Origin of the sequence: Kordia zhangzhouensis (assembly GCF_001005305.1) — a bacterium.
Taxonomy (GTDB): domain Bacteria; phylum Bacteroidota; class Bacteroidia; order Flavobacteriales; family Flavobacteriaceae; genus Kordia; species Kordia zhangzhouensis.
In genome coordinates, this window is record NZ_LBMH01000008.1 from 119,733 (window position 1) to 135,660 (window position 15,928).

Annotated in this window: 13 protein-coding genes; 9 read left to right on the plus strand and 4 right to left on the minus strand. The window is 33.2% G+C overall.

Annotation, left to right across the window (positions count from 1 at the left end; genetic code table 11):
• Nucleotides 1-63 precede the first annotated feature (63 nt).
• From AA088_RS13235 to fsa, 5 genes are all read left to right on the plus strand, one after another.
• On the plus strand, nucleotides 64-870 hold the full coding sequence (locus AA088_RS13235) for an SDR family oxidoreductase (RefSeq protein WP_046745498.1): 807 nt from the start codon (nucleotides 64-66) through the stop codon (nucleotides 868-870).
• 3 nt (nucleotides 871-873) lie between these two features.
• Nucleotides 874-1,920, plus strand: a complete 1,047-nt coding sequence (locus tag AA088_RS17720) for a carboxylesterase family protein (RefSeq protein WP_157547214.1) — start codon at nucleotides 874-876, stop codon at nucleotides 1,918-1,920.
• Between the two features lie 11 nt (nucleotides 1,921-1,931).
• Nucleotides 1,932-2,501: a mycothiol transferase gene (locus tag AA088_RS13245; protein WP_064972169.1), complete on the plus strand. Its 570-nt coding sequence runs from the start codon at nucleotides 1,932-1,934 to the stop codon at nucleotides 2,499-2,501.
• A 13-nt stretch (nucleotides 2,502-2,514) separates the two neighbouring features.
• Entirely contained in the window at nucleotides 2,515-2,901 is a 387-nt protein-coding gene (locus AA088_RS13250) for a hypothetical protein (RefSeq protein ID WP_046745500.1), read from the plus strand.
• 448 nt (nucleotides 2,902-3,349) lie between these two features.
• Entirely contained in the window at nucleotides 3,350-4,003 is a 654-nt protein-coding gene (gene fsa / locus AA088_RS13255; RefSeq protein WP_046745501.1) for a fructose-6-phosphate aldolase, read from the plus strand.
• 84 nt (nucleotides 4,004-4,087) lie between these two features.
• On the opposite strand, the gene AA088_RS13260 is transcribed toward fsa, so the two are convergent.
• Entirely contained in the window at nucleotides 4,088-5,506 is a 1,419-nt protein-coding gene (locus tag AA088_RS13260; protein WP_046745502.1) for a thioredoxin-like domain-containing protein, read from the minus strand.
• 191 nt (nucleotides 5,507-5,697) lie between these two features.
• Here AA088_RS13260 and AA088_RS13265 point away from each other — a divergent pair, with 191 nt between their 5' ends.
• On the plus strand, nucleotides 5,698-7,329 hold the full coding sequence (locus AA088_RS13265; RefSeq protein WP_046745503.1) for an ABC-F family ATP-binding cassette domain-containing protein: 1,632 nt from the start codon (nucleotides 5,698-5,700) through the stop codon (nucleotides 7,327-7,329).
• Between the two features lie 90 nt (nucleotides 7,330-7,419).
• Here the strand turns inward: AA088_RS13265 and AA088_RS18380 are convergent, their stop codons facing one another.
• The 3 genes from AA088_RS18380 to AA088_RS13275 all read right to left on the minus strand — a co-directional run bounded on the left by AA088_RS18380 (nucleotide 7,420) and on the right by AA088_RS13275 (nucleotide 10,837).
• Complete coding sequence (locus AA088_RS18380) at nucleotides 7,420-7,572, minus strand: hypothetical protein (RefSeq protein ID WP_157547216.1); 153 nt, start codon at nucleotides 7,570-7,572, stop codon at nucleotides 7,420-7,422.
• Nucleotides 7,573-7,800: 228 nt separating this feature from the next.
• Complete coding sequence (gene pheT / locus AA088_RS13270) at nucleotides 7,801-10,233, minus strand: phenylalanine--tRNA ligase subunit beta (protein ID WP_046745504.1); 2,433 nt, start codon at nucleotides 10,231-10,233, stop codon at nucleotides 7,801-7,803.
• Between the two features lie 232 nt (nucleotides 10,234-10,465).
• Nucleotides 10,466-10,837, minus strand: a complete 372-nt coding sequence (locus tag AA088_RS13275; RefSeq protein ID WP_046745505.1) for a DUF2200 domain-containing protein — start codon at nucleotides 10,835-10,837, stop codon at nucleotides 10,466-10,468.
• A 95-nt stretch (nucleotides 10,838-10,932) separates the two neighbouring features.
• Here AA088_RS13275 and AA088_RS13280 point away from each other — a divergent pair, with 95 nt between their 5' ends.
• From AA088_RS13280 to AA088_RS13290, 3 genes are all read left to right on the plus strand, one after another.
• A complete protein-coding gene (locus AA088_RS13280) occupies nucleotides 10,933-12,153 on the plus strand; it encodes a TlpA family protein disulfide reductase (protein WP_046745506.1) in 1,221 nt (406 codons plus the stop codon).
• 338 nt (nucleotides 12,154-12,491) lie between these two features.
• Nucleotides 12,492-14,594, plus strand: a complete 2,103-nt coding sequence (locus AA088_RS13285; RefSeq protein ID WP_046745507.1) for an endonuclease — start codon at nucleotides 12,492-12,494, stop codon at nucleotides 14,592-14,594.
• Between the two features lie 209 nt (nucleotides 14,595-14,803).
• The gene (locus AA088_RS13290; protein ID WP_046745508.1) at nucleotides 14,804-15,913 is read left to right on the plus strand and encodes a DUF2911 domain-containing protein; all 1,110 of its coding nucleotides are present in this window, start codon (nucleotides 14,804-14,806) and stop codon (nucleotides 15,911-15,913) included.
• The last annotated feature ends 15 nt before the right edge of the window (nucleotides 15,914-15,928 follow it).

The window sequence follows — 15,928 nt, forward strand, 5'->3', positions numbered from 1 at the left end:
GGGCAGACTTTCTTCTTTTTTTAGCATATTTGTATCCTAATTTATATTTTAAACATACACAGAATGTCAAAAGTAATATTGATTACCGGTGGCTCTTCCGGAATAGGAAAATCTATTGGAATTTTATTGGCTCAAAAAGGATATAAAGTATATGGTACTAGTAGAAATCCTGAAAAAGTTACCAACTTCACTGCGTTTCCTTTACTTGCGCTTGATGTTCGAAATACAGATACAATCCAAAAAGCAATAGCTATTGTTATAAAAAAAGAAGGACGACTAGATGTATTAATCAATAATGCTGGTGTTGGCATTACAGGACCAATTGAAGAAACTCCTGATGAAGAAATTCATAAAGCTTTTCAAACAAACTTATACGGCCCCATTGCGGTAATGAAAGCAGTACTTCCTCATATGCGTACTCAGAAGAATGGATTGATTATTAACGTAACTTCTATTGCAGGCTATATGGGATTGCCATATAGAGGAATTTACTCAGCAACAAAAGGAGCTTTGGAATTAATTACAGAAGCAATACGTATGGAGGTTAAAATGTTTGGTATAGAAGTGACAAACGTAGCACCTGGTGATTTTGCTACCAATATTGCTGCAGGACGATATCATACACCAGTATTTGAAAATTCACCGTACAAAGAAGTTTATGGAAATATGCTTACCGAAATGGATGCACATGTAGACGAAGGTTCAGATCCTACAATGATGGCAGAAGCTGTATTACGTATTATAGAAACTTCAAAACCTAAAATACACTATAAAGTTGGTGCGTTTATGCAGAAATTTTCAATTGTATTGAAACGAATCCTACCAGACAAAATGTATGAAAAGTTGTTAATGAATCATTATAAATTATAAATCTTGAATACTAGAGGTTTTGTAGTTTGGTGCTTATGCTTGTTTTGTTTGCAAATTTCTTGTAACAAAAAAACGGCTTCCGTAAAACCACAGCACATAGAAGATGGATTGAAATCTTCTGAGGCACCATTCTCATTATCGTTAGAAACGGCTACTTTTTTTAGGGACATTGCCTATGCTAATGTTTCAGAAAGGAATACGTATGATTTTTTTAAGCCCAATCAAGAAGCGCCTTCTTCATTAGTTATTATGATTCATGGAGGTGGATTTGTAGCAGGAGATAAAAATAATTATTATGATTCCTATAAGTACAGGCAATTAATTAATTATTTATTAGAACAAAATATCGCTGTAGCAACTATCAATTATCGATTTATTGACCCTTTAGCTTATAGTGGAATTCTATATAGTTTGGAAGATGTTAAATTAGTATTGCAACATTTACGATATTTTTCAAACGTATTCCACTTTGATACCGAAAACGTGCTTCTATATGGAGGTTCTGCCGGTGGAGCCGCCGCAATGTGGATAGGTTTTCAGGAAGATATGGCCGATAAAACAAGTAATGATCCAATAAAAAAAGAATCTACACGAGTTCAAGGTATTGTAGCGCTTAACGTGCAAGCCAATTATGATATTGTAAAATGGCATACGACTGTTTTTTCAGATTTTAAAAAAGCAGAATTCGATGCAACATCGATACAACAAATAGTAAAAAAACACCGACTGTTAGCTACCTACGGAATAGAAAAAATAGAGGAACTGGACGCACCAAAAACTCAAGCGTACATTCAAAAAACAAATATGTTAGAAATGTTGTCTGCAAATGCTCCCGAATTTTATTTACAAACTGAAGATTTTGAAAATGAAATTCCTACCACTTTAAGTGAGTTGTATCACCATCCGCAACATGTAAACACTATTTATAAAAAGGCAGAAAATGTTGGCGCAAAAGGAATCTATAATTGTCCGGCAATACATTTGAATCCTATAAATGATGAAAGTATAGAAGAATTTATCATACGAAAAATTGGAAGACAAGTTAAATAAATACAAATGATATGAATAGAATGCTTAAAACCATTATTTGTCTAGGAATGTACTTTATAGTAAATGCACATTCACAAGCACAAAGTACAATTGATATACCTGCGGGCTATACTACCCAAATAGGGAATATGGTAAGTATGTTAGAAGATTTAAAAAGTAGAATCACGGCAAGTGTAAAGAATCTTTCTGTGAATGAAATAGATTTTTTATTGGATAAAGAAGCAAATAGAATAGGAGCTATGATTATGCATTTAGCAGCAACAGAAAAATACTATCAAATATACACTTTCGAAAAAAGAACTTTTACAGCAGAAGAAAAAGAAAAATGGATGACAGCCATAAACTTAGGAGATGCAGCTAGAGAAAAATATGTGGACAAACCGATAACATACTATTTAGATATTTGGGATGAGGTACGCGCAGAAACATTGATGAAACTAAAAGAAAAAAATGACGATTGGTTCAAACAATTAGATTATCAAAAAGTGATAAGTAATCAATACGCTTGGTACCATGTAATGGAACATCAAGCAAATCATATGGGACAAATCCGTTTGATTCTTAAAAGAGCTCAAAACTAAAAGAATAAATAATATGCGTATTTACCTTGTGTTATTTCTTTTTTGTAATGTATCTCTTCTTACAGCTCAAACAGCAATAAATAAAAGCATTATCGGAACTTGGGAGCTAGAACATGTTAATGTTGAAACTATTATTACCCAAAAAGATACTACAGCACTAAAAGAAGAACCTTTTTTAAAAAAAGATATTATTTTATCATTTGGAGACAATCATCAATTAGAAATGCGTGTAGGCGAATTTTCTTTATTTGCTGATTATATGCTTCAGGAGAAGCAACTTACTTTAGGAAAATTTACATTTACAATCACAAGGATAAATAGTGATCAAATGATTTTAGTATATATTGATACTGCTTATAAAAGAACTTATTTTTATCATCGGAGTCTACAAAAAGAATAACAATTGCCCTTTATTTTTGACGATAAATTCTTACTCATTACAGATTGACCAATTGTACAAGTTCTAAATACATCTATACATTTTTTGAATATACTTTGGTAAGTTTTCGCGTAATTTGATAGTATAATTTAATTGTGTTTATTAGCAGTGACATACTATTGCTTTATACTACTTAATGCAGTAGTTATACTTTGAAATTTGTATTGTGAAAGCCTGCTCAATTGCAGGCTTTTGTACTGTAAATTGTTAATAACTCGCCAACTATTCTATTCTCAAAAGATTCCATTGCTTGTTTTAATATTGTAATTTTACACCCGATTTGCGTTCAGGATAGAAGCAGCATCCTTTTAGGGTATGGAGCGAAGCTTAACTACAATAAAAGATAGAGCGAATAGCCTGTAAAAACGCCCAAAAACAAACACAACGTACATAATAAACAAAAAAACACATGAAATTTTTTATTGACACGGCTAATTTAGATCAGATTCGTGAAGCACAAGCACTAGGAATTTTAGATGGTGTAACGACCAATCCTTCGTTAATGGCAAAGGAAGGAATTACAGGAAAAGAAAATATCTTGAATCATTACAAAGCAATCTGTGAAATTGTTGATGGAGATGTTTCTGCAGAAGTAATTGCGACAGATTTTGAAGGTATGGTTAAAGAAGGAGAAGAATTAGCTGCGTTGCATTCGCAAATTGTTGTGAAATTACCAATGATTGCTGATGGAGTAAAAGCGTGTAAATATTTTTCAGACAAAGGAATCAAAACAAACGTAACGTTAGTATTTTCTGCAGGACAAGCATTATTGGCAGCGAAAGCAGGAGCTACATATGTTTCTCCATTTATAGGTCGTTTGGACGATATCTCTACAGATGGATTGAATTTGATTGCTGAAATTAGAATGATTTATGATAACTACGGATTTTCAACAGAAATCTTAGCTGCTTCTGTACGTCATACGATGCATGTGATTGATTGTGCGAAAATTGGAGCTGATGTAATGACAGGCCCATTAAAATCGATTGTAGGATTATTAAACCATCCTTTAACAGATATCGGTTTGGAGAAATTCTTAGCAGATTATAACAAAGGAAATTAAATTCTTTACAAGAATAGTAAAAAATAAAAAAAGCGTCTTTTTCTACAAAAGACGCTTTTTTTATTAGAATTTATAACGATAACTTTATTTTAATTGATCTTTTAGGTTTGTATCATAAATATCAGCAAAACCATTGATAAAATTTCCGTTTTGGTCTGTTATAATGAGTTTGTTAATGCTAATCAATGCATAATCTCGCAACACTTGATCCTTATTGCCTACACGATATTGTTTACTTTCAGGAAAATTGAGGTCTTTTACTGCTTTTCTCCAATGTTTATGCTCAGTATCCAAACTTATCCCTATAATATTCAAATTAGGAAATTCCTCAGCGAGAACTTTTATTTTTTCAGTAATCAATCGTTTATGTCGTAGCTGCTTGGATGTCCAAAAGTAAAAAATAGTTTTTCCTCGTTTGGAATTCAATTGATTAACTGGTACACGAGCATGTTGATCGTTATACACATATATTTGACTCGAAAAACTGTTTCCAAACTGCAAACTTTTGATTCCGTTATGCAAATCGGTAATTTCTTCTTTTGACTCCTTATCTGTAGCTGCTTTTTGATACAGATTAAAAAACTCATTATTTTTTACAATATCGTCGGTATTATCTCTGTAGTATGAATATGCTGTATAACGCAATAGCTCATTTCGAAGAAAAGGATAAGAAACCAAGCTGTCAATTAAAGCTAGTTTGTTTTTATTATAAATTAATGAAGTATTTATTTTTTTATCACTTTTCCACGATTTTTTCAAGCATTCACTATACGAAGAATTATTAATGAACTGCATCACGTAACGAGTATAAGGAATATAGTAACTCATTGTAGAATCGTTCATGTTTACCTCATCTTTATAATCAAAAAAAGAATCGGCAATAGTAAGCGTTGAATCTTTCTTTTTTCGCTCGTAGAACATATTTTGATATGTTTCTCGATATCTAAAATTACAATACTTAATTACTTTATCGGTAAAATCTTTAAAATCTTGAGAAACATTAGGATTATCTTTTAAAAATTTAGTTTGCTTACTTAACTTAATATGTTGAAGCGAATCAATTTTTGCCAAAAAAGCGTCACTATCTAATCTTGTAAATTGATAAACAGGTCGCTCATGATTTTCATTCAATAAAAATAATTCAACATAAAAATTATTCTTTTCGGCTCCTTTACCCGTAAAGAACAATGATTCATCAAAAGCATAAGTATTAAGACGTAACAATAAACTGTCACCTTTTTCAAGATTGATGTATTGATGCTCTCTATTGTGATAAAATTTATACAAACCGTTTTTATGGTTTTTGAGCTTCGTTAAAAAACGGTTATTTTCGTCAAGTTTTAAAGAATCTATCAATTCTCCTTGATGATATAATAAAACATATTCATCTGCAGGATTGATAATTTCTCCACCAAAATAGGCAAAAGTATCTGCACTTTTCTCAGCAACATCATCACAACCAACACAAAATATAAAAAGTACTAATAGCGTAAAATATTTCATAGTGTTTCAATCACCTCTAATCGAGTTTTAACAAAACTAAAAATCACAGACGCAATACGCTGTTAATAGGCTGTTAAAAATATTTGTTAAAACGTTAAGATATAGCTTTGTAAAATTTTATAGAATCCTTAGTATTCTTCATTGTAATTCTTACTTTTGCGCAATATAAAAAAAGTTTAAAAATAAAAAGAATGTTATCTGTATCTAACTTATCCGTACAATTTGGAAAACGCGTATTATTTGACGAAGTAAATACCACGTTTACACAAGGAAATTGTTATGGGGTTATTGGCGCTAATGGTGCTGGTAAATCCACCTTTTTGAAAATTTTGTCTGGAAAGATGGAGCCAACTTCTGGTCATGTACACTTAGAACCAGGAAAGCGTATGTCTGTTTTGGAGCAAGATCACTTTGCGTACGATGAATATCCAGTGTTGGAAACAGTAATCATGGGAAATAAACCTTTGTTTGCTATTAAAAAGGAGATGGATGATATTTATGCAAAGGAAGACTTTTCAGATAAAGATGGTGAACGCGTAGGTGAGCTACAAGTACAATTTGAAGAAATGAATGGTTGGAATGCCGATTCGGATGCAGCTGCATTGCTATCAAACTTGGGAATTTCTGAGGCAAATCACTATTCGTTGATGAGTGAGTTGGATGGAAAACAAAAGGTACGAGTTTTACTAGCACAGGCTCTTTTTGGAAATCCAGACGTATTAATCATGGATGAGCCTACAAACGACTTGGATTTTGAAACGATTGGTTGGTTAGAAAACTTCTTAGCAAACTATGATAATTGTGTAATTGTAGTTTCGCACGATAGACACTTTTTAGACGCTGTTTGTACACATATTTCAGATATTGATTTTGCAAAAATTAATCACTACAGTGGAAACTATACGTTTTGGTACGAGAGTAGTCAGTTAGCAGCCAGACAACGAGCACAACAAAACAAAAAAGCAGAAGAAAAGGCAAAAGAATTACAAGAATTCATTCAACGATTTAGCGCCAATGTTGCAAAATCAAAACAAGCAACTTCTCGTAAAAAAATGTTGGAACGCTTAAAAATTGAAGACATTAAGCCTTCAAGCCGTCGTTATCCTGCCATTATTTTTGAGAGAGATCGTGAAGCTGGAGACCAAATATTGAATATTGAAGGATTAAAAGCTTCTGTAGAAGGAGAAACATTATTTCAAAATGTAGATATTAATTTGGCTAAAGGAGATAAAGTAGCGGTTATTTCTAAAAACTCACGTGCTACAACTGCTTTTTATGAAATCATTAATGATAAAATGAAAGCAGATGAAGGCACTTATAGATGGGGAATTACAACTTCTCAATCATATTTACCGGTTGATAATTCAGAATATTTTGATAACGATTTAACATTAGTTGATTGGTTACGTCAATGGGCCACAACCGAAGAAGAGCGTGAAGAAGTATACGTTCGTGGTTTCTTAGGAAAAATGATATTCAGTGGAGAAGAAGCTTTAAAAACAGCAAGAGTTCTTTCTGGAGGAGAAAAAGTACGTTGTATGTTGTCTCGTATGATGATGATGCGTGCTAATGTATTAATGCTAGATGAACCAACAAACCACTTGGATTTGGAAAGTATTACGGCATTCAACAATTCTCTTAAAAATTTCAAAGGAACAGTACTATTTACTACACATGATCATGAGTTTGCTCAAACTGTGGCCAATAGAATTATAGAATTAACACCTACAGGCGTAATTGATCGTTACCTGACATTTGATGATTATATGGAGGATTCGAAAATCAAAGAACAACGCGAAAAAATGTATAGTGTAGAAGCATAACAAATAAAAAAATCCCTTGAAATTCAAGGGATTTTTTTATCTAGAATGATATTATAATACGATTATTAAAATAAGAGAAGGACTTATCAATTACGGGAGTCTACATATACCATTGTAACATACATACGGATAATCGCACGGTCTACGATGATTACAAAAACGAGGCGCTCCGCCAATAATGTTACGTTGTCCTTTTTTAGGAATATAATTGAATCCTTCTAATTGAGATAATTTGTCTAACATTCTTTACTTTTTTTCATGGAGTTTAAATGTACGAAAAAAAAGTGCACTTCTTTACGGTTTTCCCGTAGAGTTTTTTTTAGATAAATTTACTCATCTACCGAATTGATTTTTATACATTAAAACAGATTTTACAGAAAAAGGCTTCTCACAAATGTAAAAAGCCTTTTTCTGTTTGGATAAAGATGGATTAATTTTCACAGAGAAAAACTTTGCCATCTCATCTATAAATTAACGCAATTCTGCGCCTAATTGTTTTTCAAAACTTTGTTGCAACTTGTTCATGATTTTATCAATCTGATTATCAGTTAGCGTTTTATGTTCGTCTTGCAGCGTGAAGCTTACGGCATAACTTTTCTTTCCTTCTGGAAGATTTTTACCTTGATACACATCAAATAGACTTACTTCTTTTAATAAATTACGCTCACTTTGCTTGGCGATCTGATGAATTTCTGCAAACGATGTATTTTCATCAATTAGTAATGCAAAATCTCTTCGTACTTGCGGAAATTTAGGGATTTCTTTAAACTTTATTTTTCTATTCTTAACAACATCAATCACTTGATCCCAATTGAAATCAGCATAAATAACTTCTTGCTTAATGTCAAAAGCTTTTAAGACTTTACGCTTTACAATTCCGAATTCTACCAGTTTTGTTTTTCCTAAACTTAATGTCAACCCTTCTGAAAATAAATCATTTTTTACAGGAGAAGATTTTAAGGCATTAAGTCCTAAACGATCAAACAGAGCAGTAATAATTCCTTTTATATAGAAGAAATCGGTAGGGACAGGCTTACTTTCTCTCCATGTTTCAGCATTGGTATTTCCTGTAACCAATAGGGATAAATGTTTTTGTTCTTCACGAGTATCTTCACTGTATTGATGATACGTTTTTCCAAACTCAAAAAACTTAAGATCACTTTGTTTTCGGTTGATATTATGTGAAATCGCTTCTAATCCTGAAAATAGCAATGATTGACGCATTACAGAAAGGTCATTGCTCAACGGATTTAACATTGTTACATTATGTGCTGTCTTTAATTGTTCAGAAAGCGCCGTATAAGAAGCAGTTGTTAAAGAATTTGACAAAATCTCATAAAACCCTTGCGAAATCAATTGTGTGGCTACAACATCTTGTAATTTGTAATCTTCATAACGAGAAGTATTTGATATTGAAGTATGCCATTTTTCATCAAATTTGATGTTGTTATAACCATACACACGCAAAATTTCCTCAATTACATCGGCTTCTCTTTGGACGTCCACACGGTATGCAGGAATGATTAGTCCTAAGCCGCCATCTGTTACAGAATTAATTTTTATTTCTAAAGAAGATAAAATATTTTTGATAGTATCTCTAGGTAATTCTTCACCAATTAATTTGGTGATATTTTCGAAAGAAACACGCACTTCAAAATCCTCAATTTTTGTTGGATAACTATCTGTAATATCACTAGTAATTTCGCCACCAGCTAGTTCTTGGATAAGGAGCGCAGCTCTTTTCAATGCATACTCGGTAGAATTTGGATCAATTCCACGCTCAAAACGGAATGAAGCATCTGTATTGAGCCCGTGACGTTTTGCCGTTTTACGAACCGACACAGGATTAAAATAAGCACTTTCTAAAAATACATTGGTTGTATGCTCTGTAACTCCAGAATTAATTCCTCCAAAAACTCCTGCAATACATAGAGGTTTGTCCACGTCACAAATCATTAAATCGTCTTCGTGTAATTCACGTTCTACTTCATCAAGTGTTGTAAATTTTGTGCCAGACTCTAACGTTTTGACTATAATTTTGTTTCCAGAAATGAAATTTGCATCAAAAGCGTGTAGCGGTTGTCCAAGTTCATGCAAAACATAATTTGTAACATCTACAACATTATTCTTAGGAGTCAATCCTATAGCTTTTAATCGATGTTGCAACCACTCAGGAGAAGGTTTTACTTGAATTCCAGAAATAGTAACACCACAATAGCGAGGCGCTAAAGTTTTATCTTCAACATCTACATCAATTTTGAGTGTTCTATTATCAACTCTAAAACTGCTGGTAGAAGGCGTAATCAATTCAAGTTTTACGTCTTTTTGTAAAAGTCCAGCTTTTAAATCTCTCGCAACTCCATAATGACTCATTGCGTCGGCACGATTTGGTGTCAGACCAATTTCAAAAACGGTATCATTTTCAATAGCAAATACTTCACTAGCCGCAGTTCCTGGAACTAAATCTTCGTTAAGAATCATAATTCCATCATGACTTTCTCCTAAGCCTAATTCGTCTTCAGCGCAAATCATTCCATTGGAAACTTCTCCACGAATTTTACCTTTTTTGATTTTAAAACCATTTCCATCTGCATCATATAAAGTAGTTCCCACAGTCGCAACAGGTACTTTTTGACCGGCAGCCACATTTGGAGCACCACAAACAATTTGAACAGGTTCACCATCACCAAGATCTACAGTAGTTACTTTAAGGCGGTCAGCGTTAGGATGTTGCACACATGTTAATACGTGTCCTACCACAATTCCTTTTAATCCTCCTTTTACAGATTCGTATGTTTCAATTCCTTCAACTTCTAATCCAAGATCGGTTAAAAGTTCTCCAGTTTTTTCAGCGTCCCAATCAAGTTGAATAAATTGCTTTACCCAATTGTATGATATTTTCATTAGTATTAGTATTGAATAGTCCGCAAAGATAAGATAATACACAAAGTTGACAAACTTGAAGTCGTCAAAGATGGATTAAATTCTGTATTAGAATTTGCAAGTAGTGAAAGTAACAGGAACTACATGAATTTTTGTCTTCATTTAAAATATAAAAGCAACGATAATAGAAATAAATGAGAGAGAAATAAGTGTAAAATGGTAATCTTAATTGTTTTTAATAGTTAAGAAAAGATTAGGCTTTTGATGAGCGTAGAATTTTATCCATTTTTCTTCCTTTAGCAAGTTCATCAACTAGCTTATCTAAATAACGAGTTTTTCGAGTTAATTCATTATCAATCTCCTCGATACGATATCCGCAAATAACACCTTTAATCATTGTCGCATTTGGATGAATTGATGCTTTTTCAAAAAATGTTTCAAACGTAACTTGCTCATCAATTAATTTTTGAATATCAGTGTCTGAAAAACCTGTAAGCCAATTAATTACTTTGTGGAGTTCATCTTTTGTTCTGCCTTTTTTTTCCACTTTAGTAACATAATGAGGATATACAGATGAAAATTTCATCTTGGCAATACGTTCGTTGTGTTCTGGAGTTACTTTCATGAGACATAAGGTTTATATAAACTAAAAAATTTGCTCTGTAACCAAATATACTAGAAAAATTGTAATTTGACATAGAATTGAACGAACTACGTAGTATGAGAAAACTATCCTTACTTTTGTTGATGATTTTTCTAATTTCCTGTGGAAAGAAAGAAAAGAAATCATCTGTTTTTTACTTAAAAAAAGGTTCGTGGCGTGTTGTTTTGAAAGTTCAAGACGGAAAAGGACTTCCTTTTCTATTTTCAACTACCAATACTGGAATTGAAATACACAATGCAGAAGAACGTATTCCTGTTACAGATATTACGATTATAAACGATTCTATTACAATCAAAATGGATGTATATGAAGGAGTGTTAAAAGGTGTTTTTACCAATGAGCATACTTTTTCAGGCGAATTTGTCAAAGCTTCATTAAATCGGCAGGTGCCTTTTGTAGCAACACATGGAGAAGAAATACGATTTGTAAAAGATGATAAAAAAACTATAACCAATGTTGCGGGGAATTGGGAAACTGTTTTTAGTCCAAATTCAGAAACTGATCGCTACATCGCCAAAGGTGTTTTTGAACAAAAAGGAAAACAAGTTACAGGAACATTTCGAACTACTACGGGAGATTATCGTTATTTGGAAGGCATCTCAGAAGGAAATCAACTAAAGCTGTCTACATTTGATGGAGCACATGCTTTTCTTTTTACGGCTACGGTTACAGATAGCACAATGACTGGAATGTTTTACTCAGGAAATCATTGGAAAGAACCTTTTATTGCAAAACGTAATGAAAGCTATGAATTACCCAATGCAGAAGAACTCACGTATATTAAAGAAGGATTTGATACGTTTGACTTTACTTTTCCGGATGCAAATGGAAATATGATGTCCCTTTCAGATAAAAACATGCAAGGAAAGGTTCGGGTTGTTCAAATTATGGGAACATGGTGTCCAAATTGTTTGGACGAATCAACCTATTATGCTGAATATTCTAAAAAAAATCCAGAAGTACACTTTATAGCATTGGCGTTTGAATATGCAAAGACAAAAGAAAAAGCGTTTCAAAATATTGAACGCTTACAACAGAAACTACATAGTACTTATCCTATCCTTTTAGCCCAATATGGAACATCTGATAAAAAGAAAGCGCAAGAAAAACTACCTATGTTAAACCATGTATTGTCTTACCCAACAACAATTTTTATCGATAAAAAAGGAAAAGTACGACGTATTCATACAGGTTTTAATGGTCCGGCTACGGGTCATAAATATTTAGAGTTCAAAAAAGATTTTGAAGATTTCCTATTAATGCTTCAAAAAGAATAATAATTACGGTTTAAGTCATTGCTTAGTAGGGGATAAACGTAAAAATGTTTTTAAAACGTTAAGGAAACAATTTGTTAACATAAAATTAGGAACTCAGTCTGTCAAACTAAAGTATTTTTAGCGTGTAGAATATGAAACCATGTTAAAAATATTTTTACATATTGAGACATTAAGTTCAAAAAGAATATCTAGGGCCCATAGATACGCACGTCTTACTTCCCAATAGGAACTAAGACGTTTTTTTTTGACATTATTTCAACTAATCTAACCGTTTCAAAAAGTAATTGTGTTTTCAAACTGTGTTTCATCAATAATAACCATAACCAAAAATACAGTACATGAGAAAACTTTTACTTTGGCTATTTTTAGCCGTTAGCCTCACAACGTATGCACAAATTCCTGCGTACTACAATGATGTAAATTTATCGCAATCGGGTAGTGATCTTAAAGACGAACTAGCAACAAAGATTATTTCTACTCACACCACGTTTTTATCATACACACCTGGTGTTTGGAATGCTTTACAACAATCGGATGTAGATCCTAATAATAGTGCGAATGTATTATTAATCTACGGACATTCTGATACAGATGGAAATGTAAAAACAGATCGAACTCGAGATAAATTCCAAAACGGAGGAAGTGTGGGCGATTGGAATAGAGAGCATGTATTCGCTAAATCATTAGCAAACCCAGATTTAGGAACTTCAGGGCCTGGTGCTGATGCTCACAATTTGCGCCCGTGTGATTTTCAACAAAATTCAACAAGAAACAATCGTAAGTTTGGAACAGGAGCAGGTGCTGCGGCTTTTATCAATTCTAATGGTGATTGGTATCCTGGAGATGAGTGGAAAGGTGATGTTGCTCGAATAATTATGTTTATGTATTTACGATATGGAAACCAGTGTTTGCCTGTTAATGTAGGTACTGGAACTTCCATGAGTATTGATACAAATATGATTGATTTGTTTTTACAATGGAATGTAGACGATCCTGTCTCTAACTTTGAATCTAACAGAAATGAAGTTTTGGCAGGAATTCAAGGAAATCGCAATCCTTTTATAGATAATCCAGCATTTGCAACTCAAATTTGGGGAGGTCCGCAAGCAGAGGACAAGTTTGGCAACGGTGGTGGAGACCCTGGTGATGGTGGAGGAAATCCTGGAAACGGAAGTACTGATGAATTATTCTTTTCAGAATATATAGAAGGTTCTTCGTATAACAAAGCTTTAGAAATTGCGAATTTTACAGGAACAACTGTTGATTTATCAGCATACTCTATAAAAAAACAAACCAACGGAGCCGGAAGTTGGTCATCGCCATACGCACTATCTGGAAATTTAAGTAATGGAAATGTATTTGTTATTGCAAATAGTAGTGCAAATGCAACTATTTTAAGTAAAGCAGATGTTGCTACAGGAAGTACAATTGTAACCTTTAACGGAAATGATGCAGTAGGTCTGTTCAAAAACAATGTATTGATTGATATTATTGGTACTTTTAATGGAGGAAGTTCAAATTTTGCTGCCAATGTTACGTTGGTACGTAAAGCGGAAATTACAAGTCCGAATGCTACTTATACAGTTGCTGAATGGGACGAATATGGTTCTGATACGACTTCTTTCCTTGGAGCACATACAACCAATGGTGGTGGCTCAGGAACAGTTGGCGGTTCAGTTGTATTACATGAAGGTTTCTTTGAAACTGGAATGGACGGCTGGGTTGATGGCGGTGGCGATTGTTTCCGTTATTCAGGAAGTCGTTCTTACGAAGGAAACTATTCTATTCGTATTCGTGACAATTCTGGAACAGCTTCATCAATGACATTGAATGATGTGGATGTGTCTCCATATGATACTGTTGAAGTTGAGTTCCATTTTTATGCCTATAGTATGGAAACAGGTGAAGATTTCTGGTTACGTTACTATAATGGAGCTAGCTGGCAAACAGTACGAGCATATGTAAGTGGTACAGATTTTCAGAATAATAACTTCTATAGCTCAAAAGTAGTTTTAAATAAATCAAATTACACTTTTGCTACGAATGCTAAGTTTAGATTCCAAGCAGATGCTTCTGCCAATGCAGACGAAATATACATTGATCAAGTAACGATTACAGGGGTTACTAATGCTTCTGCTAGAATGAATACGGAACCAGTAAAATCAGATACATTATTACTTTCTGCTACAGCAGAAGAGGATGAATTAATGATTGAAGAAGAATTTACTATTTATCCAAATCCAGTATCAAATCAATTAGAAGTAAAAATATTTACAGAACATACTGCTTCTTATCAAATTCATTCCTTATTGGGACAAGTTGTAAAAGTAGGAACGTTGCAAAATAGAGTAATTGACGTGCATAATCTAAAAGCAGGTATTTACATTTTACAAATTAATGATGGAGATGAGATTTTAACGAAAAAGTTCATTAAAAAATAGTCATCAAACAGTTAGAGATATAAGGCCTTTCTATTATGGAAAGGCTTTTTTTATGATATAATGATATTTTATTTCAATAAAAACACGTAACAATATAGGTGATATGTTAATTAACACATACTTAAGGAAGATTAACAAAGCTATAACAACCAAGTGTACGCTTAAAATATAACTTGTTTTAGTAAACTAACTAATACTTTTTTCACCTTATGAAAACAAACTTTACGCAAGTTGCTATCACGACGCTTTTTGTGTTTTTCTTGGCACAAGTCTCTGTATTGGCACAAATTAATACACCACGAGGAAGCCAAAAAGCTACGATTTCACAAACAGTAGGAATTTCTACAATCACAGTTAACTATTCTAGACCTAGCGTTCGAGAACGTGAAGTTTGGGGAAAATTAGTTCCTTATGGGATGAATAATTTTGGTTTTGGAACAGCCAAAGAATCTCCTTGGCGTGCGGGAGCAGATGAAAATACAACCATTACATTTACTCATGATGCTATGGTAGAAGGGAAACCTATTAAAGCGGGAACATATGGTTTGCATTTGATTGTTAAAGAAAATAATGAGGCCACTTTAGTATTGTCAAATAATAGTACTGCTTGGGGAAGTTATTTTTATGATCCGTCTGAAGATGCTTTACGAGTAGATATTGCAACTACAACAATTCCTCACAAAGAATTGCTTACTTTTGACTTTTTAAAAGTTACTCCAACTTCTGCCACGTTGGCTTTACAATGGGAAAAGAAAGAGTTTCCTTTTTCTATTTCTTTTGATGTAACCAATATTGTCTTAAATACTATTCGTAAAGATATGCAAGGTCAATCAGGGTTCAATCGTCAAACTTGGGAACAAGCGGCTTCTTATGCATTGAATAATGGAGGTGATTTGAATGAAGCTCTTTCGTGGATTAACAATGCTATTTCTGGACAATTTTACAGTAAAAAAACATTCAACAACACGCAAATCAAGTCTACAATTTTGATGAAATTGGGTAAAAAAGAGGAAGCATTGAAAGCCATGGATGAAGTATTGCCTATGGCAACTGTACTAGAAATTCATCAGTATGGTCGACAATTGATTGCTTTAGGAATGACCGATAAAGCTTTAGAAGTTTTTCAATACAATGCAAAAAAGCACAAAGATACATGGCCTGTGCATTACGGATTAGCAAGAGCGTATTCTGCTAAAGGAAATCACAAATTGGCCGTAAAACACTTAAAGAAGGCATTAGCAAATGCTCCAAATCCTCGAAGCAAAGCAAATGTACAAGCAAATTTGGACAAAGCGAGTAGAGGAGAAAACATCAATTAAATATGATTCTTAAAA